At 64.2% G+C, this 26,673-nt stretch carries 23 protein-coding genes; 4 read left to right on the top strand and 19 right to left on the bottom strand.

Translation table 11 applies throughout. The annotated features are described in order from the left end of the window. Positions 1-5: 5 nt before the first annotated feature. A complete protein-coding gene (locus A9K66_RS02865; RefSeq protein WP_067319433.1) occupies positions 6-944 on the bottom strand; it encodes a homocysteine S-methyltransferase family protein in 939 nt (312 codons plus the stop codon). 154 nt (positions 945-1,098) lie between these two features. On the opposite strand from A9K66_RS02865, the gene A9K66_RS02870 reads away from it, so the two are divergent. Together A9K66_RS02870 and A9K66_RS29020 are read left to right on the top strand one after the other, a co-directional pair. Next, entirely contained in the window at positions 1,099-1,341 is a 243-nt protein-coding gene (locus tag A9K66_RS02870) for a type II toxin-antitoxin system CcdA family antitoxin (RefSeq protein ID WP_067319696.1), read from the top strand. After that, the gene (locus A9K66_RS29020) at positions 1,341-1,733 is read left to right on the top strand and encodes a CcdB family protein (protein WP_245307359.1); all 393 of its coding nucleotides are present in this window, start codon (positions 1,341-1,343) and stop codon (positions 1,731-1,733) included. Before A9K66_RS02870 ends, A9K66_RS29020 begins: the two co-directional genes overlap by 1 nt. Here the strand turns inward: A9K66_RS29020 and A9K66_RS02880 are convergent. Both A9K66_RS02880 and A9K66_RS02885 read right to left on the bottom strand, forming a co-directional pair. Next, positions 1,654-3,498 carry a hypothetical protein gene (locus A9K66_RS02880; protein ID WP_067319437.1) on the bottom strand — a complete coding sequence of 615 codons (1,845 nt, stop codon included), beginning with the start codon at positions 3,496-3,498 and terminating at the stop codon, positions 1,654-1,656. The genes A9K66_RS29020 and A9K66_RS02880 overlap by 80 nt on opposite strands. A 71-nt stretch (positions 3,499-3,569) precedes the next feature. Next, on the bottom strand, positions 3,570-4,868 hold the full coding sequence (locus A9K66_RS02885; protein ID WP_067001833.1) for an adenylosuccinate synthase: 1,299 nt from the start codon (positions 4,866-4,868) through the stop codon (positions 3,570-3,572). 217 nt (positions 4,869-5,085) lie between these two features. Here A9K66_RS02885 and A9K66_RS02890 point away from each other — a divergent pair, with 217 nt between their 5' ends. After that, the gene (locus A9K66_RS02890; RefSeq protein ID WP_067319440.1) at positions 5,086-5,976 is read left to right on the top strand and encodes a DMT family transporter; all 891 of its coding nucleotides are present in this window, start codon (positions 5,086-5,088) and stop codon (positions 5,974-5,976) included. Between the two features lie 41 nt (positions 5,977-6,017). Here the strand turns inward: A9K66_RS02890 and serA are convergent, their stop codons facing one another. From serA to glmM, 5 genes are all read right to left on the bottom strand, one after another. Continuing rightward, a complete protein-coding gene (serA, locus tag A9K66_RS02895) occupies positions 6,018-7,619 on the bottom strand; it encodes a phosphoglycerate dehydrogenase (RefSeq protein WP_067001828.1) in 1,602 nt (533 codons plus the stop codon). Between the two features lie 67 nt (positions 7,620-7,686). Continuing rightward, complete coding sequence (locus A9K66_RS02900) at positions 7,687-8,862, bottom strand: phosphoserine transaminase (protein WP_067319442.1); 1,176 nt, start codon at positions 8,860-8,862, stop codon at positions 7,687-7,689. 194 nt (positions 8,863-9,056) lie between these two features. Beyond that, positions 9,057-9,917, bottom strand: coding sequence for an outer membrane protein (locus A9K66_RS02905; protein ID WP_067319444.1), 861 nt, complete (start codon positions 9,915-9,917; stop codon positions 9,057-9,059). A 206-nt stretch (positions 9,918-10,123) separates the two neighbouring features. Beyond that, a complete protein-coding gene (locus A9K66_RS02910) occupies positions 10,124-10,939 on the bottom strand; it encodes an outer membrane protein (RefSeq protein ID WP_067319446.1) in 816 nt (271 codons plus the stop codon). 217 nt (positions 10,940-11,156) lie between these two features. After that, positions 11,157-12,509, bottom strand: a complete 1,353-nt coding sequence (glmM, locus tag A9K66_RS02915) for a phosphoglucosamine mutase (protein WP_067001816.1) — start codon at positions 12,507-12,509, stop codon at positions 11,157-11,159. A gap of 356 nt (positions 12,510-12,865) precedes the next feature. Here glmM and A9K66_RS02920 point away from each other — a divergent pair, with 356 nt between their 5' ends. Further along, on the top strand, positions 12,866-13,765 hold the full coding sequence (locus A9K66_RS02920; RefSeq protein ID WP_067319448.1) for a hypothetical protein: 900 nt from the start codon (positions 12,866-12,868) through the stop codon (positions 13,763-13,765). A 385-nt stretch (positions 13,766-14,150) separates the two neighbouring features. Here A9K66_RS02920 and ftsH read toward each other — a convergent pair whose 3' ends face one another. From ftsH to ruvB, 11 genes are all read right to left on the bottom strand, one after another. Continuing rightward, positions 14,151-16,085 carry an ATP-dependent zinc metalloprotease FtsH gene (ftsH, locus tag A9K66_RS02925; protein WP_067001810.1) on the bottom strand — a complete coding sequence of 645 codons (1,935 nt, stop codon included), beginning with the start codon at positions 16,083-16,085 and terminating at the stop codon, positions 14,151-14,153. A gap of 106 nt (positions 16,086-16,191) precedes the next feature. Beyond that, entirely contained in the window at positions 16,192-17,586 is a 1,395-nt protein-coding gene (tilS, locus tag A9K66_RS02930; RefSeq protein WP_067319450.1) for a tRNA lysidine(34) synthetase TilS, read from the bottom strand. Between the two features lie 51 nt (positions 17,587-17,637). Further along, a complete protein-coding gene (gene ybgF, locus A9K66_RS02935) occupies positions 17,638-18,783 on the bottom strand; it encodes a tol-pal system protein YbgF (RefSeq protein WP_067319452.1) in 1,146 nt (381 codons plus the stop codon). A gap of 270 nt (positions 18,784-19,053) precedes the next feature. Then, entirely contained in the window at positions 19,054-19,560 is a 507-nt protein-coding gene (gene pal, locus A9K66_RS02940; protein ID WP_067001802.1) for a peptidoglycan-associated lipoprotein Pal, read from the bottom strand. Between the two features lie 317 nt (positions 19,561-19,877). Then, complete coding sequence (tolB, locus tag A9K66_RS02945; RefSeq protein ID WP_245307372.1) at positions 19,878-21,158, bottom strand: Tol-Pal system beta propeller repeat protein TolB; 1,281 nt, start codon at positions 21,156-21,158, stop codon at positions 19,878-19,880. 79 nt (positions 21,159-21,237) lie between these two features. Continuing rightward, a complete protein-coding gene (locus A9K66_RS02950) occupies positions 21,238-22,392 on the bottom strand; it encodes a TonB family protein (protein WP_067319456.1) in 1,155 nt (384 codons plus the stop codon). Between the two features lie 7 nt (positions 22,393-22,399). After that, complete coding sequence (tolR, locus tag A9K66_RS02955; protein WP_067319458.1) at positions 22,400-22,861, bottom strand: protein TolR; 462 nt, start codon at positions 22,859-22,861, stop codon at positions 22,400-22,402. A 9-nt stretch (positions 22,862-22,870) separates the two neighbouring features. Beyond that, on the bottom strand, positions 22,871-23,581 hold the full coding sequence (gene tolQ / locus A9K66_RS02960; protein WP_067001789.1) for a protein TolQ: 711 nt from the start codon (positions 23,579-23,581) through the stop codon (positions 22,871-22,873). Positions 23,582-23,975: 394 nt separating this feature from the next. Beyond that, complete coding sequence (gene ybgC, locus A9K66_RS02965; RefSeq protein ID WP_067319460.1) at positions 23,976-24,449, bottom strand: tol-pal system-associated acyl-CoA thioesterase; 474 nt, start codon at positions 24,447-24,449, stop codon at positions 23,976-23,978. A 145-nt stretch (positions 24,450-24,594) separates the two neighbouring features. Continuing rightward, positions 24,595-25,497 (bottom strand): metallophosphoesterase, encoded by a 903-nt coding sequence (locus A9K66_RS02970; RefSeq protein WP_067319462.1) that lies wholly within the window; start codon positions 25,495-25,497, stop codon positions 24,595-24,597. Positions 25,498-25,625: 128 nt separating this feature from the next. Next, a complete protein-coding gene (ruvB, locus tag A9K66_RS02975; RefSeq protein ID WP_067002199.1) occupies positions 25,626-26,663 on the bottom strand; it encodes a Holliday junction branch migration DNA helicase RuvB in 1,038 nt (345 codons plus the stop codon). Positions 26,664-26,673 lie beyond the last annotated feature (10 nt).

Raw genomic sequence — 26,673 nt, forward strand, 5'->3', positions numbered from 1 at the left:
AAGCCTCAGAGGCAGGCCTCGCAGATCGCAGCGATATGGCGTCTGTCGGTGCCGCAGCAGCCGCCGAGCACGGCTATCTGGCCGAAGCGGTCGCGCATGGCGCGGTAGCGCCGGCCGAGGTCGACAGGATCGCCTGGATCGAGTTCGGTCGCCGCATCCAGCTCGGCATGGCTTTTGGCTGAGGCGTTGGCCCGCACGCCGCGAATGCGCCTGGTCCAGCGTCCGTCGCCGGCAAGGACGGCGTCGAAATGGCTCGGATGTGCGCAGTTGATCATGAAATATGCGGGAGCGCCGTCCGTTTCGTCGTCAACGGTCTCGATGGCGTCTCTCAAGCTCTCCCCCGAAGGCAGGCGTCCGTCCGTCTCGACGGTAAACGAAATCACCGACGGGAGCCCCACCGCCATCGCGGCACAGGCTATTCCGGCAGCCTCCTGCGCATAGGTCATCGTAATGGCGCTGACCATATCGGCGCTGGCATCGCGGAATGCCTTGACCTGATCGCCGTGATAGGTCTCGGCCTCGGCGGGCGACATGACTGTGTCAACGTGGTAGCCGTCGCCACGGGGCCCGACCACCCCATTGACCAGCACGGTCATGCCACGCGCAACATAGGGCGCAGCCAGCGCCCGCGCCCATGACACTGCCTGCATGTCTATGCCCGACAATGCGACTTTCGAATAGCCGAGCTTTTCGCCCCAGTCCGGATTGGCGCGCCACGTCGGAGTATCGAGCACGAAGCCGACGCCGTGTTTGTCGGCGATGTCGAGATACTGGCGGAAATAGCGGGCCAACGTCGTCCGCCCCTCCTCCTCGCCAAGAAGCGGAAAGGCGGCGAAGGAGGGCAGATCGAGGCCTTCCAGAAAAACAAGCGAGGTCTCGAGGCCGCCATCGGTCAGGAAAACGGCTTCACCCAGCTCACGAACGTCGATCTTCGCACTGGTCATCGCCGTCTCCGGTCAGACCTGCCGCTTGCGCGACTATAGCATTTGAGGGCGAATTTGCCATGCCGGTCCGGTCGCGAAGGTCGCGCTGGTCCAAGCTATCCATTGCAGCACTCGCGCGATGCGCATATTCTATACGCATGTTGCGGAGGCTATCATGCGCAAGATTGCCGCAAATGCGGTCCGCCAGCCGGCAAATCTATCGATCGATTCACAGCTCATGAAGGAAGCCAAGGGGCTCAACGTGAATGTATCTCGTGCCGCCGAAGCCGGGATCGCAGAAGCTGAGGCAGCCGAGAAAACGCGGCTGTGGAAGCTCGAAAACCGCGCCACCATGGATGCCTGGAACGAGTATGTCGACACGTACGGCGTTCCGCTCAAGGAGCATAGGCAGTTCTGATGGCGCGCTATGACGCCTTTGCCGCCAGCGGCATCGAAGGCGGCTACCTCCTCGAGGTTCAATCCGACCTGCTCGACAATTTCAAGACGCGCGTCGTCGTTCCGCTTTTGCCCCTCGCGTCGGCGCCGCCGCCAATGCGGAAGCTGCACCCGGTCTTCGAATTCAATGGACGCAAGCTGGTCATGGCCACCCATCTGATCGCTACGGTGGCTGCGACGGAACTCGGGAAAACCGTTTCAACCTCGCGAAGCATCACGACGAGATCGTTGCAGCGCTCGACATGCTGTTTCAGGGCTTCTGAGCCGCTCGGCCTCAACCGGACGTCTTCGTCGCCCAGGCCTTCAGCGCCTCATCAAAAACCTTCTCGCCCGGAATGCCCTTTTCCATGGTGAGCAGGGCACGGCGTCCGGTCTTGTAGACCACCGGCACGTCGATCCAGGCCTGCCCCCTGAGCAGCGTCAGGTTGGCGTCCTCGTCGGCCTTGGTGTCGTTGAGGGCGACGAGGAAGAAGCCGTCGGCGATCTTGGCCGGGATGCCGATCAGCGGGCTGCCGGCGTCCTGTTCCGAGCTCTTCATGGCGATGCGCAGGATGTTGTCGACGCCGCCGCCGTCAAACCCTTCCGGCGTCAGGAAGATCATCTCGATGATGTGGCTGGCCGGCAGCGTCTGGTCGGTATTGCGCCGGATGGTCATGCGCAGCTGGATGTCCTTGCCGGGTATCGTCGCCTCGGCGCGGATCGCCGGCTCCGGCGGCAAGTCGCCGCCCGGCGATTCCTGCACCAGCGACCAGACGATGCTGCCGGGCTCGGCGGTGCCCTGCTGCGTGCTGGTGCGCTCCTCATAGAAGATCGCTTTCTGGCCGACCGGCACGGTCGCTTGGGCCGTCGCAGGCGCAGTCCCGGACGCGGGTGGCGGAGTCGTGCCAGCGGCAGGCGGAGTGGCCGCCGCGGCCGGAGGCGTGGTTCCGGCGACCGGCGCGGGCGGATTGGCGGCGGCACCGGTGGGCGCCGACGGCGTGGTCCCGGCAGGCGGGCTCGCGGGCGGGGTTTGCGCAGCCTGCGGAGTGTCGGCGGCGGGCGGGGTCGCGGCCGGAGTTGGCGCGGCGGGCGGCGTGCCGGCGGCGGGCGCCGGCGTCATCCCAGGCGCGGCTGGCGGCGGCGTGGTCAGCGCGGCGACGGATTCGCCCTCGCCGATGGTGCTCTGGCCGCCGGCCGGACCAGGATCTACTTCCTTGCCCTCGGGCGTCAGCCGCTGGGTGAATTTCGCTGTTTCGGCCGGCTCATTGGCTGCAGCCGCGTTATTGCCCGCAGCCGGCGGCGCGGCCGCCGTCTCGGCGGTCGGCTTTGTCGGGGCGGCAGGCTTGACCAGAGGCTCGGTCGAGACGGTCTGGCTGCTGCCGCCCTTCAAGCCGAGTATGGAGCTGAACGCATCCTTGTTCAGCCAAACGCCGTACCCGCCGCCGGCCAGCACCAGCAATGCGACAACGGCAGCAATCAGCCCGCCATAGCTGCGCTTGCGCGGCGCAGGCCGCAGCCGCTGGAAAGTATCGGCCGGCTGCTCGTCATTGGCAAAGACATCGCTGTCCTCGTCCGGTTCGGCGGCGTTCATCCCGGGCAGGCCGACATCGTCCTCGCGCGGCGAGGGCATGGGGGGCGGTGCCGCGGGCACCTTGTGCCAGCCGCCGGGCTCAGTCTTCGTTGCCCCTTGCCAGCTTGGTTCCGTCTTTGCTGCGCCTTGCCAGCTCGGTTCCGCCTTCACCGGCGCCGGTGCGGGCGCCGTCTTGAAGGGCTCCGGCTTGAAGGGCTCCGGCTTGGCAGGTTCGGGCTTCGCCACCGACGGCTGCCGGACGTGGCTCGGCTGGTTCTTGTTGCGGTCGATCGAGGAAAAAATATGTTCCAGCTCCGCCAGGGGATCTTCCGCTGGAGCCGGCTTGGGCGCCGGAGCAGGCTTGGCATACTCGCGCTCGACGCTGGCGACGGCATCTTCGAGCGAACGTTTCTGCTTGCTGATGACCTCGGCCGACAACGGCGGAGAATAGTTCGCGAGTTTCTTCGCCAGCATCTCACGAGCATTCTCGTAAATCCGCTTGCGCAACTCGGGCGAGGGCTCGCTGTGCTTCGCAAGCTGTTTTTTCAGAACACCAACGAAATCTGCCATGCGTCAGTCGACCTGCAATTCTTTCCCGGGCCGGCCGCAAATCAGCCGTAGCGCCTGGAAGCGCTGTGAAACTAGTCTTGAAACGGATCGGTCACAAGTATCGTGTCGTCCCGCTCCGGGCTGGTGGAAAGCAGTGCAACCGGGGCGCCGATCAGCTCCTCGATGTGGCGGACATATTTGACGGCTTGCGCCGGCAGATCGTTCCAGCTCCTGGCGCCGGCCGTCGTTCCCTTCCAGCCTTCGAGCGTCTCATAGACCGGCTCGACGCGCGACTGGGCGCCCTGGCTGGCCGGCAGATAGTCGATCAACTCGCCATCGAGGCGATAGCCGGTGCAGACCTTGATCTCGTCCAGCCCGTCGAGCACGTCGAGCTTGGTGAGCGCGATGCCCTTGATGCCGTTGACGGCCACCGCCTGGCGCACCAGCACGGCGTCGAACCAGCCGCAGCGGCGCTTGCGGCCGGTGACGACGCCGAATTCGTGGCCGCGCGTGCCGAGGAACTCGCCGACCTCATTCTTCTGCTCGGTCGGGAACGGCCCTTCGCCGACGCGCGTCGTATAGGCCTTGGTGATGCCGAGCACATAGCCGATCGCGCCGGGGCCGGTGCCGGAGCCGGCGGCCGCTTGCCCTGCCACGGTGTTGGATGAGGTGACGAAGGGATAGGTGCCGTGGTCGATATCGAGCAGCGTGCCTTGCGCGCCCTCGAACAGGATGCGCGCACCCGCGCGGCGCTTGTCGTCGAGCACCTTCCAGACGCGGTCCATGTAAGGCAGGATCTCGCCGGCCACCGAGGTCAGCTCCTGCATGATCGCCTCCTGGGTCGCTTCCGGATGGCCGAGCCCGCGGCGCAGCGCATTATGATGCGTGAGCAGCCTGTCGACCTTCAGGGGAAGCGTTTCCAAATCCGCCAGATCCATCACCCGCACCGCACGCCGGCCCACCTTGTCCTCATATGCGGGGCCGATGCCGCGGCGGGTCGTGCCAATCTTGGTTCCGGAATTCGAGGCGGCGTCTTCGCGGAACCCGTCCAGCTCCCGGTGCAGCGACAGGATAAGCGCGGTGTTTTCGGCGATTTTCAGGCGTTCGGGCGTCACCTCCACGCCCTGCTCCTTGAGCTTCTTTGTTTCCGCGACGAAGGCGTGCGGATCGAAGACCACCCCGTTGCCGATGATCGACAGCTTGCCCTCTCTGACCACGCCGGACGGCAAGAGCGAAAGCTTGTAGACCTTGCCGTCGACGACCAGGGTATGACCTGCATTGTGGCCGCCCTGGAAGCGCACGACCACGTCGGCGCGCTCCGACAGCCAGTCGACGATCTTGCCCTTGCCTTCGTCGCCCCACTGCGAGCCGACGACCACCACATTGGCCATGTTCTTTTCCCTTGAGATGCCGCCTTGGCGGCTTGAAACGACAGGCCTCTATAGCCTCATGTGCAGGCCGATGCGACCCCTTCTTTGTCCCCGAAACCACCCAGGGCACAACAAACCAGGCACAACAAATTCCGGCTTTCGCATCATTTACTTGGCCTCGCCATCGCAATAGGCCGGCATCCTTCTTCCACCGCGCCTGCCGGTCCAGGATTAAGCGATGCATCGAGCCGCCTATCTGTTCCTGCTCTCCACCATGCTGCTGTGGGGCGGCAATTCCGTGGCCGGCAAGCTTGCCGTCGGCCATGTGTCGCCGATGACGTTGGTTTTCCTGCGCTGGGTGCTGGCGGTGCTGATCATGCTGCCCGTCGGCTGGCGGACGTTTCGCGAGGACTGGCCTGAACTGCGCCGGCATTGGCTGCTGGTCGCCGGCCTCGGCGCCTGCGGCTTCACGGTGTTCAACGTCATCTTCTACACGGCGCTGAACTACACGACCGCCATCAATGTCTCGATCGAGCAGGCCGCCATACCGATCGTCATCATCCTCGCCAACTTCGTGCTGTTTAGGCTGCACGTGCAGCGCCTGCAGATCGTCGGCGTCGCGCTCACCATCCTCGGCGTCGCCCTGACCGCGAGCCATGGCGACCTCGGTCAGCTGCTGAAGCTCGAGCTCAATTTCGGCGACGCCATCATGCTGGTCGCGGTCCTCTGCTACAGCCTCTATTCGGTGGGGCTGCGCCTGAAGCCGGCCGTTCGCTGGCAAAGCTTCATGCTGGCTCTGTCGCTCGCCGCGCTTTTGACCTCGGTGCCGTTCTTTGTCTGGGAAGTGGCGGCGGGCCGCGTCATCGTCCCGGACGCGCGAGGATGGGCGGTCGCGTTCTACACCGCGCTCGGCGCGTCCGTCGTCTCGCAGATCTTCTACATCAAGGGCAACGAGCTGATCGGCGCCAATCGCGCCGGACTGTTCATCAATCTGGTGCCAATCTTCGGCACCCTGCTTTCGGTGCTGATCGTCGGCGAGCAGTTCCAATTCTATCAGGGTCTTGCGCTTGCGCTCGTGCTCGGAGGCATCGCGCTGGCCGAATACAGTGGCAGCAGGGCCGTTCTGTAGAAGAAATGCCCCGCATGCCGAAGCATGCGGGGCATGATCTTTCAGGCGGCGCCGACATCGAAGTGCAGCGGTTTGGCCGAATCGATCGATTGGTGCGCCCGCAGTTGATCGAGCACCCTTTCCGGGAAGGGTGCGTCGAGATAGAGCAGCGCGATCGCATCGCCGCCCGGCCGGTTGCGGCCGAGCTGGAAGTTGGCGATGTTGACGCCGTTCTCACCGCAGACGGTGCCGAGCAGGCCGATGATGCCGGGTGCGTCGGCATTGGTCGTGTAGAGCATGTGCTGGCCGACCTCGGCATCGAGGTTGATGCCCTTGATCTGGATGAAGCGCGGCTTGCCGTCCGAGAAGCAGGTCCCGGCGATCGAGCGCGTCATATGCTCGGTCTTGACGGTGAGCTTGATGTAGCCGTCGAAGACGCCAGATTTGTCGCGCTTGACCTCGGCGACGATAATGCCGCGCTCCTTCACCATGATCGGCGCCGACACCATGTTGACGTCGGAGACCTGCGGCCGGATCAGGCCGGCAAGAGTGGCGCTCACCAGCGCGCGCGTGTTCATCGTCGCGGTCGAGCCGTCGAACAGTATCTCCACCTCCTTGATCGGATCTTCGGTGACCTGGCCGACAAAGGCGCCGAGCACCTCGGCCAGCTTGACGAAGGGTTTCAGTCGGGGCGCTTCCTCGGCGGTGATCGACGGCATGTTGATGGCGTTGGAAACGGCGCCCTTGATCAGGTAATCGGCCATCTGCTCGGCCACTTGCAGCGCAACGTTCTCCTGCGCCTCGGTGGTCGAGGCGCCGAGATGCGGGGTTGCCACGACATTCTGCATGCCGAACAGCGGATTGTTCTCCGCCGGCTCGGCCTCGAAAACATCGACGCCAGCGCCGGCCACCTTGCCGCTCTTCAGTGCCGCGACCAGGTCGGCCTCGACGACCAGCCCGCCGCGCGCGCAATTGATGATGCGCACGCCGTCCTTCATCTTGGCGATCGCGGCCGCATCGATGATGTTGCGCGTCTTGTCGGTCAGCGGCGTGTGCAAGGTTATGAAGTCGGCGCGCGCGAAAAGCTCGTCGAGCTCGACCTTCTCGACGCCGAGCTCTTCAGCGCGGCTGTCCGACAGGAACGGATCGAAAGCCACGACATGCATCTTCAGGCCGACGCCGCGCGTCGCGACGATCGAGCCGATATTGCCGCAGCCGATCACGCCCAGCGTCTTGCCGGTGATCTCGACGCCCATGAAGCGGTTCTTCTCCCATTTTCCCGCATGGGTCGAGGCGTTGGCCTCCGGGATTTGGCGCGCCAGCGCGAAGATCATCGCAACGGCGTGCTCGGCGGTGGTGATCGAGTTGCCGAAGGGCGTGTTCATCACGATGATGCCCTTGCGGCTCGCCGCCGGAATGTCGACATTGTCGACGCCGATGCCGGCGCGGCCGACGACCTTGAGCCTGGTGGCGGCATTGATCAGCTTCTCGGTGACCTTGGTCGCCGAGCGGATGGCGAGGCCGTCATACTGGCCGATTACTTCGAGAAGCTTTTCCTTGTCCTTGCCGAGATCGGGCAGGTAGTCGACCTCGATGCCGCGGTCCTTGAAGATCTGCACGGCGGTGGTTGAAAGTTTATCCGAGACGAGAACGCGGGGCGCCATGGCGGCCTCCTTGAAGAATGGGATTGATCCGTTTGGGATCGGCGGCCCGAAGGCCGCCGCGAATGACTCAGGCGGCCGCTTTCAGCGACGCCTTCTGCATGGCGAAGGCCCAGTCGAGCCAGGGCAGCAGTGCTTCGAGATCGGAGGTCTCGACGGTCGCGCCGCACCAGATGCGAAGGCCGGGCGGCGCATCGCGGTAGGAGCCGATGTCGTAGGCGACATCTTCCTTGTCGAGCGTCGAGACGATACCTTTGGCGAAAGCCGCCTGACCGTCGGCATCGAGCGCCGCCACGTCCGGATCGGTGAAGGACAGGCACACGGAAGTGTTTGAGCGCGTCGCCGGATCGACGGCCAGATGGCCGAGCCACGACGACCTGGCCACGAACCGGTCCAGCACCGCGGCGTTGGCGTCGGCGCGGGCGATCAGCGCTTCCAGGCCGCCGATCGACTTCGCCCATTGAAGCGCATCGAGATAGTCCTCGACGCACAGCATCGACGGCGTGTTGATGGTCTCGCCCTTAAAGATGCCCTCGATCAGCTTGCCGCCGGAAGTCAGGCGGAAGATCTTCGGCAGCGGCCAGGCCGGCTTGTAGGTTTCCAGCCGCTCGACGGCGCGCGGGCTGAGGATCAGCATGCCGTGCGCGCCCTCGCCGCCCAGCACCTTCTGCCAGGAGAAGGTGACGACGTCGAGTTTATCGAAGTCGAGCCGCTGCGCGAACGCCGCCGAGGTGGCGTCGCAGATGGTGAGTCCCTTGCGGTCGGTCGGAATGAAATCGCCGTCCGGCACGCGCACGCCGGAGGTCGTGCCGTTCCAGGTGAAGACCACGTCGCGATCGAAATCGATCTGCGTCAGATCCGGCAACACGCCGTAGCCGGCCTCGAACTTGCGCACATCGGCGAGCTTGAGCTGCTTGACGACATCGGTCACCCAGCCGGAACCGAAACTTTCCCAGGCGACCATGTCGACGCCGCGCTCGCCAAGCAGCGACCACAGTGCCATCTCGACCGCGCCGGTATCGGATGCCGGCACGATGCCGATCCGGTAACCGGCCGGGACCTTGAGGATTTCGCGCGTCAGCTCGATCGCCTGTTCGAGCTTGCCCTTGCCGATCTTGGCGCGGTGGGAGCGTCCGAGCGCAGCAGCTTCCAGCGCCTCGACCGACCAGCCGGGGCGTTTTGCACAGGGACCTGAGGAGAAATTGGGGTTTGCCGGACGGAGTCCGGGCTTGGTAAGCGTCGTCATCGTGGTCTATCCTTCCAGATAGTGGCCCCTCGTTGGGGAGGGGTGGCCCACGGACGGCGATATGCTTTCAGGCTTTCGGCGTCAAGAGCAAAGTTTTTGTCGCTGTCGGGATATTTGTCTCACGGCACCACGCGCCGGAAACGAAAAAGAACGGCGGACCGCTCGATCCGCCGGCAATTTCCGAGTTCTCTCGCTCACCAAAGATCGTAGCGCAGCCCGAGCTTGACCGTCTGATAGTCAATGCCCTTGCGGATATTGAAAGCGCCACCATCATAGGCGACGTATTTCGCCGCTGGGACGGAAAAGTATTCGTAGCCGAGATCGACCGAAACGTTCTTCGTGACCTGGTAAGAGAGCCCTGCGCCGATGGAATAGGCCAGATTGAACTTTGCCGCAGTATCGGTCTGCCCTTCATAGCCGGCCGGATCGTCGCAGAAAAATCCGCCGGTGCCGGCGCTGTTCGTAGGAACCTCCACGCAGTCGCGCGCGCCGATGCTTCTGTAGTATTTGTTGTAGGCGAGCCCGATGCCGCCGCCGATATAGGGCGTAAGCCCGACATAGGTGCCCAGGTCTACATAGCCATTGGCCATGATGCTGTAGCCCTTGTTGGAAGCGTTGTCGGAAAGGTCGCAGGCCTGGCTGGTCGCAACGGAATTGATCGTTCCGAAACCGTCGTCCACAAGCGTGTGCCCGTCGCAGGTGGCTCCCAGTCTGTCATGGGCGGCGAATTTGTCGGTCGGCAGGATTCCACCGTTCAACTCGACCCGCAGGTAGTCGTTGACGTGATAGCCCATGCCGATGCTGCCGCTGAACAAGCTGGACTCATCGCTGAAGCTATTGAGCGGTCCCGACGAGGTTTCCTCATGCTTGAACGGGTGGCTGAAAGCGTAGCCGACGTCGCCGCGGAGGTACCAGCCGGAGCCTACCTCGACCGGCTGATAGTCCGGCGCCTGGTCGACATAGATCGGCGGATCGTAGTCGGCCGACACCGCCTGTGTCGCCGGCATCAGCACGATTGCGGCGAGCGCCAGTGCGATACGCGATTTTGATGTCATGGTCCCCGGCTCCTGAGATTGGCACCAGTCGCGAACGCGAGCACAGCTGCCGTTTCAGGAGCATTGTTAACCATAGTGGTTAAGTGCCGGTTAAGGATAACAGGGAGTTACCGAATTGATTTCGATGCTGTTTTACCGGCCACCCACAAAAGAAAATCGCCCGACTGGCGCCGGGCGATCGGCAGAATTTCAGGATCTCGAAGCGGCTACTTGGTGTAGATCGGCTCCGGCTCAGGCTGGTAGGCCACCGGTGTAGCGCACCCATTGTTGCCGCCGAATTGGTAGCGCAGACCGCCGCGCACCTCATGCGTGTTGATGCCGTGGTCGAACCCCGGCCCGGAACTCGTCGAATCGAACTCGAACATGCGCCCGCCCTGGATGTGAGTGAAGCGGTAGCCAGCGTCGAGGATCACCCTGTCGGTCAGGCAGTAGGAAGCGCCGGCCATGAGCGCATAGGCGAAGCGCCAGTTGGACGAACCCGGGTTGGTTTCTGTGGTGTTCGGGTCGTGGACCGTGTCCCACTTGACGTGCGCGCCGCCGATGCCGGCGCCGACGTAAGGCGTGATGCCGTGATAGGTGCCGATATCGACATAGGCATTGGCCAACAGCAGCAACGCGCTCATCCTTGACACCTCGGTTGATGTCGTGACGAGGTCCGAGGTCTGGCCGTTGAAGTCCGACTTGAACCAATAGTCGGCCGTTAGATCGGTCCGGAAGTAATCGTTGATCTTGTAGCCGACGCCGCCGCCGAGGGAGAAGCCGCCCTTCAGCTTGCCGAAATCGAAATCGTTGGTGCCGGGCGGTGGCCCGTATGTAATGTAGTCGATGCCGCGCAAGGTCGACTTGTGGTAGTCGATGTCGCCGCGAATATACCAGCCGCCGACGTCGATCGGCTGAGCCTCGACCAGCGGCGGCGGAGCTTCCTCCACCGGCGGTGGTTCCCCGAGGTCGGCGGCGAGGGCCGGTCCGGCCACTCCCGCCAACAGCGCGGCAAACAGTGCCATTCTTGCGGTATCGAACATGCTGTCACCCCTAAGAAGCCTCGGGACGACATCGCCCGAAGATGAACCTCGGCGTGGATAATGAATTGCAAAGGTTAAAAGCCGTTTAACCGTACCGATTAACCACGAATGCCTACAATTTTAGAGGGTATTCCGTTGTCCGGGGGTGTTGCGCGCGCGCGAAAAAGCCCGCCTGGCGGCGGGCTTGCAGATGCGATCGTCCGCTTTGCGGCGGCGATCAGGCGGCGCTGCGGGTATCCGAGATGATACCGACGATCTCGTTGACGACGGCCTCGACCAGCTGCGGATCGTCGCCTTCGGCCATGACGCGGATGAGCGGCTCGGTGCCGGACGGCCGGATAACGAGGCGGCCGGCCTTGCCCAGGCGGTTGCGCCCTTCCTCGATGGCTGCCTTGACCGGCGCCTCCTCCAGCGGCTTGCCGCCGGAGATGCGGACGTTCTTCAGAAGCTGAGGCACCGGCTCGAACTTTTTCGACAGCTCGCTGACCGGCCGGTTCTGCCGCTTGATGCAGGCCAGCACCTGCAGCGCCGAAACCAGGCCGTCGCCGGTGGTCGAGAAATCGGACAGCACGATATGGCCGGACTGCTCCCCGCCGACATTGAGGCCATGCGCGCGCATGTGCTCGACGACATAGCGGTCGCCGACCTTGGTGCGGTGCAGCTGCAGCTTCATGTCGCCAAGGAAACGCTCGAGACCGAGATTGGACATCACCGTCGAGACGACGCCGCCGCCGGCCAGCCGCCCGCTCTGGTGCCAGGACTCGGCGATCAGCGCCATGATCTGGTCGCCGTCGACGATGGCGCCGTTCTCGTCGACGATGACCACACGGTCGGCGTCGCCGTCGAGCGCGATGCCGATATCGGCGCGCACCTCGTGCACCTTCTTCTGCAGGCCGGCCGGATGGGTCGAGCCGCACTCCTTGTTGATGTTGAAGCCGTTCGGCTCGACATTGATGGCGACCACCTCGGCGCCGAGCTCCCACAGCGCCTCCGGCGCCACCTTGTAGGAGGCGCCGTTCGCGCAGTCGACGACGATCCGAAGCCCGGAAAGCGACATCGAGCGCGGCAGCGTGCGCTTGGCGAATTCGATATAGCGGTCGTGGACGCCGTCGACGCGCTTGGCGCGCCCCAGCCCGTCGGAATCGGCAAGCGACAACTCGATGTCCTTGTCGAGCATGCCTTCGATGCGCTCCTCGATCTCGTCGGAGAGCTTATAGCCGTCGGGGCCGAACAGCTTGATGCCGTTGTCGTAATAAGGGTTATGCGAGGCCGAGATCATTACCCCGATGTCGGCGCGCAGCGAGCGCACCAGCATGGCGACCGCCGGTGTCGGAATCGGCCCGAGCAGGAACACGTCCATGCCGGCGGCGCACAGGCCCGACACCATCGCGTTCTCGATCATGTAGCCGGAAAGCCGCGTGTCCTTGCCGAGCACGACGCGGTGCCGATGGTTGCCCCGCTGGAAAGAAAGGCCGGCGGCCATACCCACCCGCATGGCCACCTCGGCCGTCATGGGAAACTTGTTGGCGCGTCCGCGGATGCCGTCGGTGCCGAAATACTGCCCTGCCATACCTGCCAAAGTCCCCGTCGGTTTCAGCCGCCCGTATTGCCACAATTGGGCCGCATCCGATCATCACGTTTCGTGATTATATATTACCATTCCTTAGAAAATCATTGTCGCAGACCGGTCAAGTGATTCGGCAGCCTGCCACGACCTCTCGTTGTAGCGGGAATATAGAAGCCCAGACAGCTTTTCCGCCCGGGAAAACCTTATTTGCTCGAACCGAGCGCCAGCAATTTAGCACCTTGTCGGCAGGAACACACTTTGTGAGGGCATCCGCGCGGGAAGCATCTGGCGCAGCCCGAAGTTGAGAGCTATTGATTTGGTATAGGCACCATTTGGCGGCAGCAAGGGAGAAAAACGCCATGCTTATTCATAGACTTGCAACATTGACGGGCATCGCCGTCGCAACCCTGTTCCTGGCGGCGCCGGCCAACGCGCTGACCATGGCCGAGTGCAGCACCAAGTACAACGCGGCCAAGGACGCCGGAACGCTCAATGGCCAGACCTGGAACCAGTTCCGCAAGGCCCAGTGCGGCAGCGACGCTTCCGCGGCGACCGACACCAAGGCGGCGACCGACACCAAGGCGGCGACTGAGACCAAGGCTGCGACCGAGACCAAGGCTGCGACCGAGACCAAGGCTGCGACCGAGACCAAGGCTTCTGACACCAAGAAGGCAAAGACGGCAGCTGCCTCGGACGACACGGCCAAGGGCCTGACCGCAAAGGAATGCAGCACCAAGTATCAGGCCGCTAAGGCGGCCGGCACGCTGAACGGCATGAAGTGGAACGATTTCCGCAAGGCTGAATGCGGCCCCGGCGCCGCTGCTGCGGCAACCGCCAAACCTGCCACCAGCAAGACTTCCACCGCCGCTGACGGTGGTTCGGCCAAGGGCCTGACCATGGCCGAATGCAGCAGCAAATACCAGGCTGCCAAGACCGCCAACAAGCTCAACGGCATGAAGTGGAATGACTTCCGCAAGACCGAATGCGGCGCCGGCGACGACGACGACACCGTGCCGGCTCCGACCGAGGCGACTTTCACCAAGGAACCGGCAAAGCCCAGCGTGGCTGCGCCGAAGGGCGTGACCTTCCCGACCGCCATCTCGCCGAAATTCGCCAACGAGACGCCGGCCAAGGCCCGCATGCACACCTGCCTCGAGCAGTACTATGCCAACAAGGACGCCAACACGCTGAACGGCCTGCGGTGGATCCAGAAGGGCGGCGGCTTCTACAGCCTCTGCAACGCCAAGCTGAAGAGCTGATCGCTCAGGGCTTACCTCCAAGACCAAGGCCCGCGCATCGCGAGATGCGCGGGCTTTTTCGTTGGACGCGCTTAAAGAGGCATATCGGCGCCGCAAAAGAACCCCCGCCGGCGAAGCTACCAATCTCCCCCTATATGGACTGAGGACATCGCGAACAGGTGTGCGAAGACATCGCGAACAGTTTCGTGCGTTTTGCGCGGGAGGTTCGGGGTGCCATGCGAGGCCAGAAGCGTGATAAGCCAGAAGGAAGATTGGCGCTTGCGCCGGACGCCGATCTTGCAGGTGCGGTCCGCGAGCGACTCGCCAATCGTCTGTGACCTCCCAAACAACAACGCCGCGGTCTGAGCCGCGGCGTCGTTTTTTATGTTTCGTTTTCGATCGAGCCTTAGCCCTGCGGCTGCGGCTCCATGCCGCCTTCGGGCTCGGGGCCCTTCTTGCGACGGCCGCCGGTGCCGGCTTTCGGCACAGCCGAGCCGCGGCTGGGCGGCGTGTCGTCGCCAAGGTCGCGGGCGGGCTTGTGGCCAGCGATCAGCTGCTTGATCTCCTCGCCGGTCAGGGTCTCGTATTCGAGCAGCCCTTCGGCCAGCGCGATCCAGTCCTTCTTCTTCTTGGTCAGCACGGTCTTGGCGGTGGAATAGGCATCGTCGATCAGCCGGCGCACCTCGGCGTCGATGATCTGCGCGGTCTCTTCCGAGATGTTCTGCTGGCGCGCCACCGAATGGCCGAGGAAGACCTCTTCCTGGTTGTCGCCATAGGCGACATGGCCGAGCTTGTCGGAGAAGCCCCAGCGCGTGACCATGGCGCGCGCCAGCTTGGTCGCCTGCTCGATGTCGGAGGAGGCGCCGGAGGTGATGTTCTCCTTGCCGAACTTGAACTCCTCGGCGACGCGGCCGCCCATCATGATCGCCAGCCTCGAGATCATGTATTTGTAGCTCATCGAATAGCGGTCGCCTTCCGGCAGCTGCATGACCATGCCGAGCGCGCGGCCGCGCGGGATGATGGTCGCCTTGTGCAGCGGATCGGCCGTCGGCACGTTGAGCGCCAGGATGGCGTGGCCTGCCTCGTGATAGGCGGTCAGCTCCTTCTCGGCCTGCGTCATCGCCGACGAGCGGCGCTCGGCGCCCATCATGATCTTGTCCTTGGCGTCCTCGAACTCGGCCATGGTGACGAGCCGCTTGTTGCGACGCGCCGCCATCAGCGCGGATTCGTTGACCAGGTTCATCAGGTCGGCGCCGGAGAAGCCGGGCGTGCCGCGCGCGATGACCTTGAGGTCGACATTGGGCGCCAGCGGCACGTTGCGCACATGCACCTTGAGGATCTTCTCGCGGCCGACGATGTCGGGGTTCGGCACGACCACCTGGCGGTCGAAGCGGCCCGGCCTGAGCAGCGCCGGGTCGAGCACGTCGGGCCGGTTGGTGGCCGCGATCAGGATGATGCTTTCGTTGGACTCGAAGCCGTCCATCTCGACCAGCAGCTGGTTCAGCGTCTGCTCGCGCTCGTCATTGCCGCCGCCGAGGCCGGCGCCGCGATGGCGGCCGACGGCGTCGATTTCGTCGATGAAGATGATGCAGGGGGCGTTCTTCTTGGCCTGGTCGAACATGTCGCGCACCCGGCTTGCGCCGACGCCGACGAACATCTCGACGAAATCCGAGCCGGAGATGGTGAAGAACGGCACATTGGCCTCGCCTGCGACGGAGCGGGCGAGCAGCGTCTTGCCGGTTCCGGGAGGGCCGACCAGCAGCACGCCGCGCGGAATCTTGCCGCCGAGCCGCTGGAACTTCTGCGGATCGCGCAGGAACTCGACGATCTCCTCCAGGTCCTCCTTGGCCTCGTCGACGCCGGCGACGTCCTGGAAGGTGACGCGGCCATGCGCCTCGGTGAGCAACTTCGCCTTCGACTTGCCGAAGCCCATGGCGCGGCCGGAGCCGGACTGCATCTGGCGCATGAAGAATATCCACACGCCGAGGATCAGGATCATCGGCAGCCACGAGATCAGATAGCCGAACAGCGAGTTCGAACCGTCGCTTTCAGGCCGCGCGTTGATGGTGACGTTCTTGTCCTGCAGCCTGGAGACCAGCGACGGATCGCCCGGCGAATAGGTCTGGAAGCCGTTGGCGTTGTCCGTGTAGTTGCCCGAGATACGGGCGCCGGCGATCGTCACGCTCTTGACCCGGCCGGAAGAGACATCCTGCAGGAACTGCGAATAAGCAATCTCGCTCGAAGCGCCGCGCGTCTGCGGCGTCTGGAAAAGATTGAACAAGGCGATGAGCAGGACCGCTATGATCGCCCAGAGCGCGAGGTTGCGATAATTCGGATTCATCTATTGTCCTGTTGGCGTCCGCGCGCGGACCCACGATGATGATTGGAGGCTTGGGCCTAACATAGGGAGAGCGTCTCCCCTTGCCAAGCAGAACAGCATGCCTCGGTTAAGCTTTCGCCCATGCTCCGCCGCGATCATGGCCGCGAAAAGGCGACGGCGGCAGCGGCGGCGCGCCGATCAGCGCGGCGACGGCGGCAGCGGGCCGGAGATCGAAGGACGGCAGGAAGCGGGTGAAGGGCGACACCGCAGGGACGATCGCCATCGCCGGCGGCGCGGCATCACCGCCAGCCAAATCAAGGCGTTCGCCGCCGCGCCACAGCGCGGGCTCGGCGGCCTGCGCCTTGCGCAGCAAGCTCGCCGGAACGTCGCCTTCCGGGGTAAATCGCTTGGCGGCGCCGAGACCTGGTGGCGCGATCACCAACCCGCTCGGCCTGTCGCTCAATGTGATCCTCCGCCGACCGTCCCACAAGGCCTGCTCAGCAGCCGGAACGGCGGGCAGATTGCGGGCCTCGCGGTGGAGGAAGATGCCGCCGGTGCGGCGCGCGTCGACCACCGTCCGCGACAATGTGGCGCAAAGCGTCCCCGACCGCAGATGCTCGAACAGCGCCCGGCAACGCGCCTCGTCGACAAGGAACGTGACGCCGCCGACCGTGGCGAGCAGGATGCGAAATGCATAGACGGCGGCTTCGCTATCCTCACCACTTGCGAAATCGCGATCGAGGCGGATGAGCCCCGGAGCCGGCTGGCTAGCGAAGGCGCCGATCAGCGCCGCCGCACGCTGGCCGAGGTTCTCGCGCTCGGCGGCTGCCTGTCCGGCCTTCGCGATTGCTTCCTTGAAACGCGCCTCGCCGTCTCTGCCTGCAAGCGAGATGCGCAGGCGCGGCCGCTCGAAGCGCCGGTCGACATTGGTCGGATCCTCGGTCCAGCCGATGCCGCCACGCTTCAGCATCTCCCGCAATGCCGCGCGGCGCGTGGCGAGCAGCGGGCGGGCGATCCAGACCCGCCAATCGTAGAGCGTGGCGGGCGCCATGCCGGCGAGCCCGCGGCCGTCGCGTGGATCCTCGTCGCGGGCCTCCTCTTCACGAACTTGCCGCATCAGCACGGTCTCGGCCTGGTCGTCGGCGGTATGTCCGGTCACCACCGCGCCGATGCCTGCCGCTTCGGCTGCCTCGGCCAGCAGCCGGTAGCGCGCCTCGCGCGCGGCGGCCGGCAAGCCGGTCGATGGCTTGCGGCCGGACCAGCCGAGCGTGCGATGCGCGATGCCGTGCTCGGCGCAAAGCCGGGCGACAGCTTGCGCTTCGGCTGCCGAGCTTGGTCTGAGGCCATGATCGATCGTCACCGCAAGCAGCCTTGCCGCGGGCAGGGTACGGTCGAGGTGGTGCTTGAGCAGAAGAAGAAGGGCGGTCGAGTCGCTGCCGCCGGACACGGCCGCAACGGCGCCGTGGGAGAAGTCGAAGTCTTGGAAAAGGCGATCCGAAAGGTCAGTCTCGGTATCGAACATCACTGCGCGTCGTCCAAAAGCGGTCCCGATTCTGGGACAACGACACGCAAGCTAGCACGAGGCCAGCGCCTTTTCCTGCTTGATGCGTTCCTTCAGCGTGCCGGAAACATCCGGGTAGCGCTTGCCGATCTCGTTGAAAGTGGCGCAGGCCACGTCGTTCTGCTTGAGGCCGACCAGCGATACGCCGAGCTTGAGCAGCATGTCGGGCGCCTTCTTGGCCTTCGGATAATCCTTGCTGGCGGCCAGGAAAACCTCCGCCGCGTCGCGATATTTCTGCTGGCCAAGCAGGGATTCGCCCAGCCAGTAATGCGCGTCCGCCGCCTTGGCGTCCTTGGGAAAGCGCGAGATATGGTCGCGGAAACCCTGCTCGGCGGTGGGATAGTCGCCCGACAGGATGAATTGGTAGGAGTTGCGGTAGAGCTCGTCCGGATTGTTGGTCGAGGGCAGCGAGGCCATGACCGTGCCGCCGGACTTGCCTTTGCCAGCCTTGCTGCCGGTCTCCGCGGCAGGCGCGTTTGCCGTAGCCGCGGGAGCTTCCGTCTGCGAGCCCGCCTGCGGGGCGGGGTCGGCATTGACGACATTGCCGTTCTTGTCGACGGTGATGGTGCCGAAGGTCTTCGGCGGCGCGCCGGTGATCAACTTGCCCGGGTCGCCGGTCTGAGACTCGACGATGACGTCGCCGACGCTCTTGCCGCCGCCGTCCTGCGGAGCCGTGCCGGCCGGAGCTTGCGTCGCCGGAGCCGTTGCGACGTTGGTGTCGGTGCCGCTGTCGCCGGCGCCAGCATCGCCCATATTCGTGTTGCCGCTGCTGCCGTCCTGCGGCGCGGCCTCCGACTTCTTTTGGCCCGTTGGCTTCGCGCCCTGCGAGCCGCCTTCGAGCTGCTGGAAGCGGAACTCGTTGTCCTCCTGCTGCTTGCGCATCTGCTCCTGCATTTGCAGGATCTGGAAATTGAGCTCCTCAAGCTTGCCGTTCATCTGGCGGATCTGATCCTCCAGACCGGTCATGCCGGCGCCGTCCTGCTGGGCGACTTGCGCCTGCTCGGTCTTCTTTTTGTCGCCGAAAATGCCCAGCGTCGGCAGATGGAAAGTGAAGCCGCTGTTCGAGGCTTGCCCGCTGTCCGCCGGTGCGGCGATGCCTGCGATGCTTGATAGGAGCAGCAGCGCAAGCGTGCCGCTCAGGACCGGTCTGAAATGCATTATGTCTCTCGCCGTGAAAATCTGTTGGCCCGATGCGCCTTTCCAAATCGGAGGGGGATAAAGCGCCCTCGCGCTCTTAGCAGGACGCGAGACTTCGGCCAAATTTTGTTTCAAGCTGTCGCATATGAAAAAGGCGGCTCGGAGGCCGCCTTTCGTTCAGCGATGTTGTATTTTTGCCGCCCACAGCGCCGCGCGTCGTCAGACGCGCCAAGGACGCTGTGGCGCTTATGAGCGTTTCCGAAAATTGATATCGATTTCCGGCGCGGCGCGTCAGGAACCGGCGCCCGAGAGCGTGGTGACGGCGCGGCGGTTCTGCGACCAGCACGAGATGTCGTCGCAGACGGCGACCGGGCGTTCCTTGCCGTAAGAGATCGTCTTCAGGCGGTTGGCTGCGACGCCCTTCGAAACCAGGAAGTCGCGGGTGGCAGCGGCGCGCCGGGCGCCCAGCGCCAGATTGTACTCGCGCGTGCCGCGCTCGTCGGCATGGCCTTCGATGACGATGGCATACTGCCTGTACTGGTTGAGCCACTGCGCCTGGCGCGACAGCGTCGTCTGCGCGTCGGCGCGGATCGACGAGGAGTCGGTGTCGAAGAAGATGCGGTCGCCGATGTTGACGGTGAAGTCCTGCGCCGAGCCGGGCGTGGCAGAGCCGGCGCCGTTGAGGCCGAGATCGGCGGCGCTGTTCGGCGTCTTCTTCGAGGCGCAGCCGGTGATGGCCAGAGCCGCCACCAGCGCGATCATCGCCGGATTTCTGGTAAGTGCTGCGATACGGCCCATGCCGCCTCTCCTTCGCATTCGAGTGATTTCGTTGATCACCCAGTAACCACGTTTGGGTTAACCGGCATTCAAGAAACACGGTTAATTTTTCGTTTCGAGCCGCCGTCCTCGGCCGATTTAGCTAGGCTCACAATGCGCGGCGACCGTAGGCGGAAATGCGGCCAAAACATGAAAAAAGGGGGAATTGAGGAACTGAAGAACTGAGGAATTGAAGGAAGAAATTAGGCCAGCTTCTCTCTGAAATTTACCAGCGCCCCGGGTCCTCCATTTTCCTCAGTTCTTCAGTTCGCCGTTCTTAAATTCTTCCGTTCCTCTGCCTACTCCAGCAGCGGCGACCAGGCCGGATCCGAGGCGAAGTTCGAGGTCGGGATCTGCTGCTCGTTGCGGCCGGTAAGATCGACCGTGACCAGCTTCGGCCCGCCGGCGGAGTCGCGGAAGAACATCAGAACGCGACCGTTCGGCGCCCAGGTCGGCCCTTCCTGCTGGAAGCCGGAGGACAGGATGCGCTCGCCCGAACCGTCGGTCTTCATGACGCCGATCTGGAACTCGCCGCCCGACTGCTTGGTGAAGGCGATGAGGTCGCCGCGCGGCGACCACACCGGCGTGGAATAGACGCCGTCGCCGAACGAGATGCGGTGCGGGTTGGAGCCGTCCGCACCCATGACGTAGATCTGCGAGCGGCCGCTGCCGCCGCCGCGGTCGGAGGTGAAGACGATCTGCGAGCCGTCGGGCGAATAGGAGGGCGAGGTGTCGATGGCGGTCGAGTCGGTGAGCCGCGTGGTCGAACGGCTTCTCAGATCCATGGCGAAGATGTTGGAGTTGCCGTCATCGCGCAGCAGGCTCATGATCACCTTCTGGCCATCGGGCGAAAAGCGCGGCGCGAACGTCATGCCGGGGAAATTGCCGACCAGCTCGCGCTGTCCGGTCTCGATCTGCAGCAGATACACCTTCGGCTGTCCGCTCTCATAGGACATGTAGGTGATTTCCTGCCGGTTCGGCGAGAAGCGCGGCGTCAGCACGATCGAACGGCCGTCCGACAGGTAGCGGACGTTGGCGCCGTCCTGGTCCATGATGGCAAGACGCTTCTTGCGCGCGTTCTTGGCGCCGGATTCGTCGACGAAGACGACGCGCGTATCGAAATAACCCTTCTCGCCGGTCAGCCGCTCGTAGATCGCATCGGCGATGATATGGGCGACGCGCCTGGTATTGGCGTCATTGGCGAAGAACTGCTCCCCGGCCATCTGCTGGCCGGCGAAGGTGTCCCATAGCCGGTACTGGGCGCGGATACGGCCGTCGGCTTCCTTGCCGACGCTGCCGGTGACCAGCGCCTGCGCATTGATCACCTTCCAGTCGTCGAAGCGCGGCGTGGCGTCCGGGCCGGAGATCTTCTCGATGAAAGCGCTCTTGTCGATCGGCGCGAACAGGCCGGAACGCTTGAGGTCGGCCGTGACGATCTCCGTGATCTGGGCGCCGAGCTCACCATTGGACTGGAAGTCAGTGATGGCGATCGGCAGCGGCTCGACATTGCCCTTGTTGACGTTGAGCTCGACGAGCGACCAGGCCGGCAAGGTGGCGGCGGTCGTCATGCCCAGCGCCATGGCTGCAATCGTCAGGAGCGGCTTGAGGAAAGATCTCATGTCTTCTCGCTTCTCTTCTTTGGTGGTTCGGACGCAAGGCCTATAGGCCAAGCATCTCCCTTGGGTCGAAGGTGACCCGGATGTCGTTCCAAATATCCTGCTTGCCGGCTGGAACCTGCAGGCCGGCCACGTCGCATTTTTGAACCGCGCGCACTGCGCTTTCGTCGAACTGCCGGTTGCCGCTCGACTGCTCGACCGACGGGCGGCCGTCGAGCTTGCCGTTGGTATCGAGATTGAACCGGACCACGACGACGAAGTTCTCCGAACCTTCCAGTCCAACGGGCAACGTCCAGCAGCCGCCGAGCTGAGCTTCGAGCGCGCCTTGCTCGGATTTGGACAGCTTCTGGCCCTGATCCTTCTCGCCGCCGAGCGACGACTGCTGCGTGGAGCGCTTGGCGCCGCCACCCGACGGCTTCTGCTTGTCCAGAAGTGCTGAAATCTCGTCGGCGTTGAACTGCTTTTCATCCGACTTCGGCTTCGAGGAAGCTTCCTTCACCGGCTTTTCCGCGTCCTTGCGCTCCGGCGCCTTGGCGCTTTCGGCGGGAGCGGGCTGCGGCTTTGGCCGCGCTGCAGGGGCAGGTGCCGAGTCCGGAAGCTTAGCCTCCTCGGTCGGCTGCTCCTTGGCGATCGCCTCGGCGACGGCGTCCGGCTTGACCTCTTCCTTCTGGATGGCGGCGGTCGTGTCCTTCGGCGGCGCTGGCGTCGGCTCCTTGGCGGGTGTCGGCTTCGGCTCCGTCTGCTTGACCGGCTCGGGCTTGACCTCTTCCTTAGGTGTCGGCGTCGGCGCGACTTCGGTCGCCGGGGTCGGCTTCGGCTTTTCCTGCGGCTTCGGCACGTCCTCGACCGCCGGCTTCTCGGTCGGCGTCGGCGCCGGGGGCGGCGCGGATGTCTTCTCGACCGGCTTCGGCTTGGCTTCGTCCGTCGCCGGCTTGTCGGTGTCGACGCTGTTCTCGCCGACCTTCTGCGCGTCGGGGACGATATTCGGGCGCTTGGTCGGCAGCGGCGCCGGCTTGTCATGCATGACCGCTTTCTTGTCGCCCTGCAGGGTCTGCGCGATCGCTTCCATCGGCACGATGTCGACCGCGACGGACTCCACGTCGGAAGCCGGCATGGCGGGCGGCGAGGACAGCGTGAACAGCCCGAAGGCCAGCGCCACCGCATGCAAGATGACCGATGAGGTGAGGCCGGTCCGCATTTGGCGTTTACTGATCCTGTTCCTGCAGCGAAACCAGGCCGATGTTCTTGTAGCCGGCGGCCGAAATGCGGGCCATGACCTTCATGGCGGTGCCATAATCCGTCGACTTGTCGCCGCGAATGAAGATGCGCTCGTCATAGCCGGTCTTCGAGATTGCCTGCAGCTTCGCCACCAGCTCCTCGATCGGGATCTCGGTTTCCTGCAGATAGATCTGGCCGGCCGCGTTGATCGACACCGTGATCGGCTGCGTGTCGACATTCATCGCCTTGGCTTTCGTGTCGGGCAGGTCGATCGGAACGCCGACGGTGAGCAGCGGCGCCGCGACCATGAAGATGATCAGCAGCACCAGCATCACGTCGACCATCGGCGTGACGTTTATTTCCGACATCAGGCCATGATGACGACCGCGCCGCCGGTGGCCGCGTCCGCCTCGCCCTATGCCACCTGCGCTAGCAGCAGACATACCCATGATCGTACCTCAGGCCTTCTGCGCGACTTTTTCATCGATTTGGCGCGAGAGTATGGCGGAGAACTCATCCGCAAACCCTTCCATGCGCACGGCGAGCTTGTTCGCATCCGATGACAGCTTGTTGTAGGCGATGACGGCCGGAATGGCCGCGAGCAGGCCGATGGCCGTCGCCAGAAGGGCTTCCGCGATGCCGGGCGCCACGACCGACAGGCTGGTGTTCTTCGAGGCGGCGATCGCCTGGAAGGAGGTCATGATGCCGATGACGGTGCCGAACAAGCCGATGAATGGCGCGGCCGAACCCGTGGTGGCGAGGAAGCCGAGCCGACCCTCCAGCCTTTCCATCTCGCGGGTCAGCGCGAGATCCATCGCCTTGTCGATGCGGGTCTGCAATGCCAGCGCCGATTTAGCGCCCTTCTCGAAGCTCTTCTTCCATTCGCGCATGGCGGCGACGAAGATCGCGCCCATGCCGGTGGTCTTGCGGTCGGCGAGCGTGCGGTAGAGCTCCTCGAGCGACTGTCCCGACCAAAACACCTGCTCGAAGCGGTTGAGCGCCATCCGCATGCGGCTATAGGCGACAAGCTTGTCGATGATGATCGCCCAGGTCCAGATCGAGGCGCAGAGCAAGCCGATCATGACCAATTTGACCACCCAGCCGGCCTGCATGAACAAGGCCCATATCGACAAATGCGCGCCCGGGTCGGCGAGTGCGATGTTTTCCATGACTACGTCCTTAAGATTTTTCCGGGCATCGCTGGCGGCTGGCCCATGGCATCCCTTTGGTCCGATCGCGCGAAGCCTGAAGCTCGCGGGACAAGCCCCGAATGCACCGTTTCGCGGCGTTTTCGGGGCAAATCTTGGTGAAAGGAAGGCACACGAATTGCGCCAATCTTCACCAATTCCTTCATGAACCGTTATGGTTAAGGATGGGTTAGGATATGAAGCGTGGCGCATTGCCGCGCCCACCGGGCCGGCGCCATGCTGGACGCGGCTGATCGGTGCACATCGCGCTGAAGCAGGTCCAGGCGACGCGCTTTAGATGTTTTGGTGCATGTCGTTGTCCCAGAACGGGCAACTCCTGCGTGACAGGGATTCGGCCGAAGCCGGTTCGCGGTGATCAGTCGCTCGCCCTCGGCATAAAGGCCGCGATCCATTCCTTCGGAAATCTGCGCGGCCGGCCGTTCTCGCCGATGATCGCCGCCTCGACCTTCGCTTCGACCAGCACCTCGCCGCCACGCCTCAACTGCTGCGCCATGAAGATGCGGGCGCCCGAAATGTCCTCGGTGCGCGTGTCGATGGTGAGGATGTCGTCCATGCGGGCCGGCGAACGGAAGTCGATCTCCATGCGCCGCACCACCCAGACGATGCGCTCGCCATGCTTGCCATCGGCAAGCTCGGTGTGATGGACGCCGGCGAGCCTGAGATAGTCCGAGCGCCCACGTTCGAAGAATTCGAGATAGCGCGCATGGTAGACGACGCCGGAGAAATCGCTGTCGGCATAGTAGACGCGGGCCATCAGGCGATGGCCGGATTGCGTCAGCGCCCCCGAGAGCCCGGGGCTGAGCGCTGCGGATTCACCATGATCGTCCATCGCGCTTTCCTTATTCAGGCCCGAACAGGCAGGTGTTTGGCGCGAGAACCGGATGGCACTGTTGGGCGCGATGATCAAGCCTTGATGGCGGGGGTCCTGGCGCTTGGCGCCTGCGCGGTTTTCCGTCCGCGTGAAAATACCGGAGCTACCCGAGGTCGATCTGCAGGATCTCCGGTGGCATGCCGAACCGGACCGGCATGATGCTGAAGCCGAGCCCGCCGGAGACGATCAGGTTGCGATCGTTCTCGACGACATGGCCATAGGCGTAGCGGTTGCCGAAGTCGGATGGCACGACCGGCGAATAGCCGAACAGCCGCACCTGCCCGCCATGGGTGTGGCCCGAAAGCGTCAGCGAAACTCGCCAAGGCACTTTCGGAAAGATGTCTGGCTCATGCGCGAGCAGGATGATCGGCTCGTCGCCTTGCACCTTGGCAAGCGTCCCGCCGAGGTCGTCGAGACCCTTGAAGCCGTGGCGGCCCAGGGCTTTGCTCGGCCGGATTGCCAGCTGGTCCGCAAGTCCGGCGATCCAGAAGCCATGCCCATCCTTCTCCAGCCGCACCACGTCGTTTTCCAGCACCGGGATGCCGACGCTCTCCAGTGCCCTGCGCGCGGCCGTCGGCCCGGCCTTGGCCAGTTGCGCCGCATGATCGTGCCACCAGTCGTGATTTCCGAGGATCGAGAGCACGCCGAGCGGCGCCTTCAGCCCTGACAAAGCGGCGGCCCACTCCGGTGCAGACACTTCGGCCGTGACCAGCCGCATTCCATCGACATAGTCGCCGAGCAGCACGATCAGGTCTGGCTGCAGGGCATTCGTCCGTTCGACGAGCGAAGCGATCCGCTCCGACGTCATCCAGGGATGGCAGGCATGAATGTCGGCCAGTGCTGCGACGCGCAGCTTGAGGCCCACGGGCCAGTGCGGCGGCGTCAGCGAGTAGCGTTTCACATGGGCGAGCAGCATCGGCTCAATGCCGACCGCATAGGCGCTCAACGACACCATGGACAGGAACGATCCGCCGATGAGGCGCAGAAAGCCACGTCTGGTGATCATCGGTCAGCCCCGACCCCCGGAAATGCGTCAAGCTGCCTTAGAGGCTGCAATTGTGCCTTCAGCTTGGCGGAGCTGGGGAGATTTCGCGCAGGAAGCCCTTCAAGGCGCGTCCGACGAACAAATGTCCGTTACTCTTCCTGGAACAGGCTGATCTGCTGCTGCGCGAGGTCTTTCGGTGCTTCAAGGCCGAGATGCCGCCAGGCATTGGCGGTCAGCACGCGGCCGCGCGGCGTGCGCTGGATGAACCCCTGCTGGATCAGATAGGGCTCGATGATGTCCTCGATGGCGTCGCGCGGTTCCGACAGCCCAGCCGCGATCGTCTCGATGCCGACCGGTCCGCCGCCGAAGTTGCGGGCGATCATCGAGAGATACCGGCGGTCGAGCGCGTCGAGGCCGAGCCCGTCGACTTCCAGCCTGGTCAGCGCCTCGTCGGCAATGCGTTTATCGACATGGCCGTTTCCGGCGACGGAGGCGAAGTCTCGCACCCGGCGCAACAGACGTCCGGCAATGCGCGGCGTGCCGCGAGCGCGGCGCGCGATCTCCAGCGCGCCGTCGTCACCGAGCGGCATCGAGAGGATGCGGGCGCCGCGGCGCACGATCTGCTCCAGCTCCTCGACCGTGTAGAAATTGAGCCTGACCGGGATGCCGAAACGGTCGCGCAGAGGATTCGTCAAAAGTCCGAGCCGGGTTGTCGCCGCAACCAGCGTGAAGCGGGCGAGATCGATTTTGACCGAACGCGCCGCCGGCCCCTCGCCGATGATGAGATCAAGCTGGAAATCCTCCATCGCCGGGTAGAGGATTTCTTCCACCGCCGGATTGAGCCGGTGGATTTCGTCGATGAAGAGCACGTCGCGCTCCTCGAGATTGGTGAGCAGCGCCGCAAGGTCGCCGGCCTTGGCGATAACCGGCCCCGACGTAGAGCGGAAATTAACGCCGAGCTCACGCGCCATGATCTGCGCCAGCGTCGTCTTGCCGAGCCCCGGCGGGCCTACGAACAGCACATGGTCGAGCGCCTCGCCGCGGCTCTTGGCGGCATCGACGAAGACCTTGAGATTGGCACGCGCCGCAGCCTGGCCGACGAACTCGTCAAGCGACTGCGGCCGCAAGCTCTGGTCGGCATCCTCGCCGCGCTTGTCGGGGGCAATGAGACGGGGCGAAAGGCTCATGCGGTCTTCC

Source organism: Mesorhizobium sp. AA23 (assembly GCF_001672435.1).
Classification (GTDB): Bacteria; Pseudomonadota; Alphaproteobacteria; order Rhizobiales; family Rhizobiaceae; genus Mesorhizobium.

Coding starts and splice junctions, on each gene's coding strand:
- A9K66_RS02865 (WP_067319433.1), bottom strand. CDS start 944: ATGACCAGTGCGAAGATCGACGTTCGTGAGCTGGGTGAAGCCGTTTTC.
- A9K66_RS02870 (WP_067319696.1), top strand. CDS start 1,099: ATGCGCAAGATTGCCGCAAATGCGGTCCGCCAGCCGGCAAATCTATCG.
- A9K66_RS29020 (WP_245307359.1), top strand. CDS start 1,341: ATGGCGCGCTATGACGCCTTTGCCGCCAGCGGCATCGAAGGCGGCTAC.
- A9K66_RS02880 (WP_067319437.1), bottom strand. CDS start 3,498: ATGGCAGATTTCGTTGGTGTTCTGAAAAAACAGCTTGCGAAGCACAGC.
- A9K66_RS02885 (WP_067001833.1), bottom strand. CDS start 4,868: ATGGCCAATGTGGTGGTCGTCGGCTCGCAGTGGGGCGACGAAGGCAAG.
- A9K66_RS02890 (WP_067319440.1), top strand. CDS start 5,086: ATGCATCGAGCCGCCTATCTGTTCCTGCTCTCCACCATGCTGCTGTGG.
- serA (WP_067001828.1), bottom strand. CDS start 7,619: ATGGCGCCCCGCGTTCTCGTCTCGGATAAACTTTCAACCACCGCCGTG.
- A9K66_RS02900 (WP_067319442.1), bottom strand. CDS start 8,862: ATGACGACGCTTACCAAGCCCGGACTCCGTCCGGCAAACCCCAATTTC.
- A9K66_RS02905 (WP_067319444.1), bottom strand. CDS start 9,917: ATGACATCAAAATCGCGTATCGCACTGGCGCTCGCCGCAATCGTGCTG.
- A9K66_RS02910 (WP_067319446.1), bottom strand. CDS start 10,939: ATGTTCGATACCGCAAGAATGGCACTGTTTGCCGCGCTGTTGGCGGGA.
- glmM (WP_067001816.1), bottom strand. CDS start 12,509: ATGGCAGGGCAGTATTTCGGCACCGACGGCATCCGCGGACGCGCCAAC.
- A9K66_RS02920 (WP_067319448.1), top strand. CDS start 12,866: ATGCTTATTCATAGACTTGCAACATTGACGGGCATCGCCGTCGCAACC.
- ftsH (WP_067001810.1), bottom strand. CDS start 16,085: ATGAATCCGAATTATCGCAACCTCGCGCTCTGGGCGATCATAGCGGTC.
- tilS (WP_067319450.1), bottom strand. CDS start 17,586: ATGTTCGATACCGAGACTGACCTTTCGGATCGCCTTTTCCAAGACTTC.
- ybgF (WP_067319452.1), bottom strand. CDS start 18,783: ATGCATTTCAGACCGGTCCTGAGCGGCACGCTTGCGCTGCTGCTCCTA.
- pal (WP_067001802.1), bottom strand. CDS start 19,560: ATGGGCCGTATCGCAGCACTTACCAGAAATCCGGCGATGATCGCGCTG.
- tolB (WP_245307372.1), bottom strand. CDS start 21,158: ATGGCGCTGGGCATGACGACCGCCGCCACCTTGCCGGCCTGGTCGCTC.
- A9K66_RS02950 (WP_067319456.1), bottom strand. CDS start 22,392: ATGCGGACCGGCCTCACCTCATCGGTCATCTTGCATGCGGTGGCGCTG.
- tolR (WP_067319458.1), bottom strand. CDS start 22,861: ATGGGTATGTCTGCTGCTAGCGCAGGTGGCATAGGGCGAGGCGGACGC.
- tolQ (WP_067001789.1), bottom strand. CDS start 23,581: ATGGAAAACATCGCACTCGCCGACCCGGGCGCGCATTTGTCGATATGG.
- ybgC (WP_067319460.1), bottom strand. CDS start 24,449: ATGGACGATCATGGTGAATCCGCAGCGCTCAGCCCCGGGCTCTCGGGG.
- A9K66_RS02970 (WP_067319462.1), bottom strand. CDS start 25,497: ATGATCACCAGACGTGGCTTTCTGCGCCTCATCGGCGGATCGTTCCTG.
- ruvB (WP_067002199.1), bottom strand. CDS start 26,663: ATGAGCCTTTCGCCCCGTCTCATTGCCCCCGACAAGCGCGGCGAGGAT.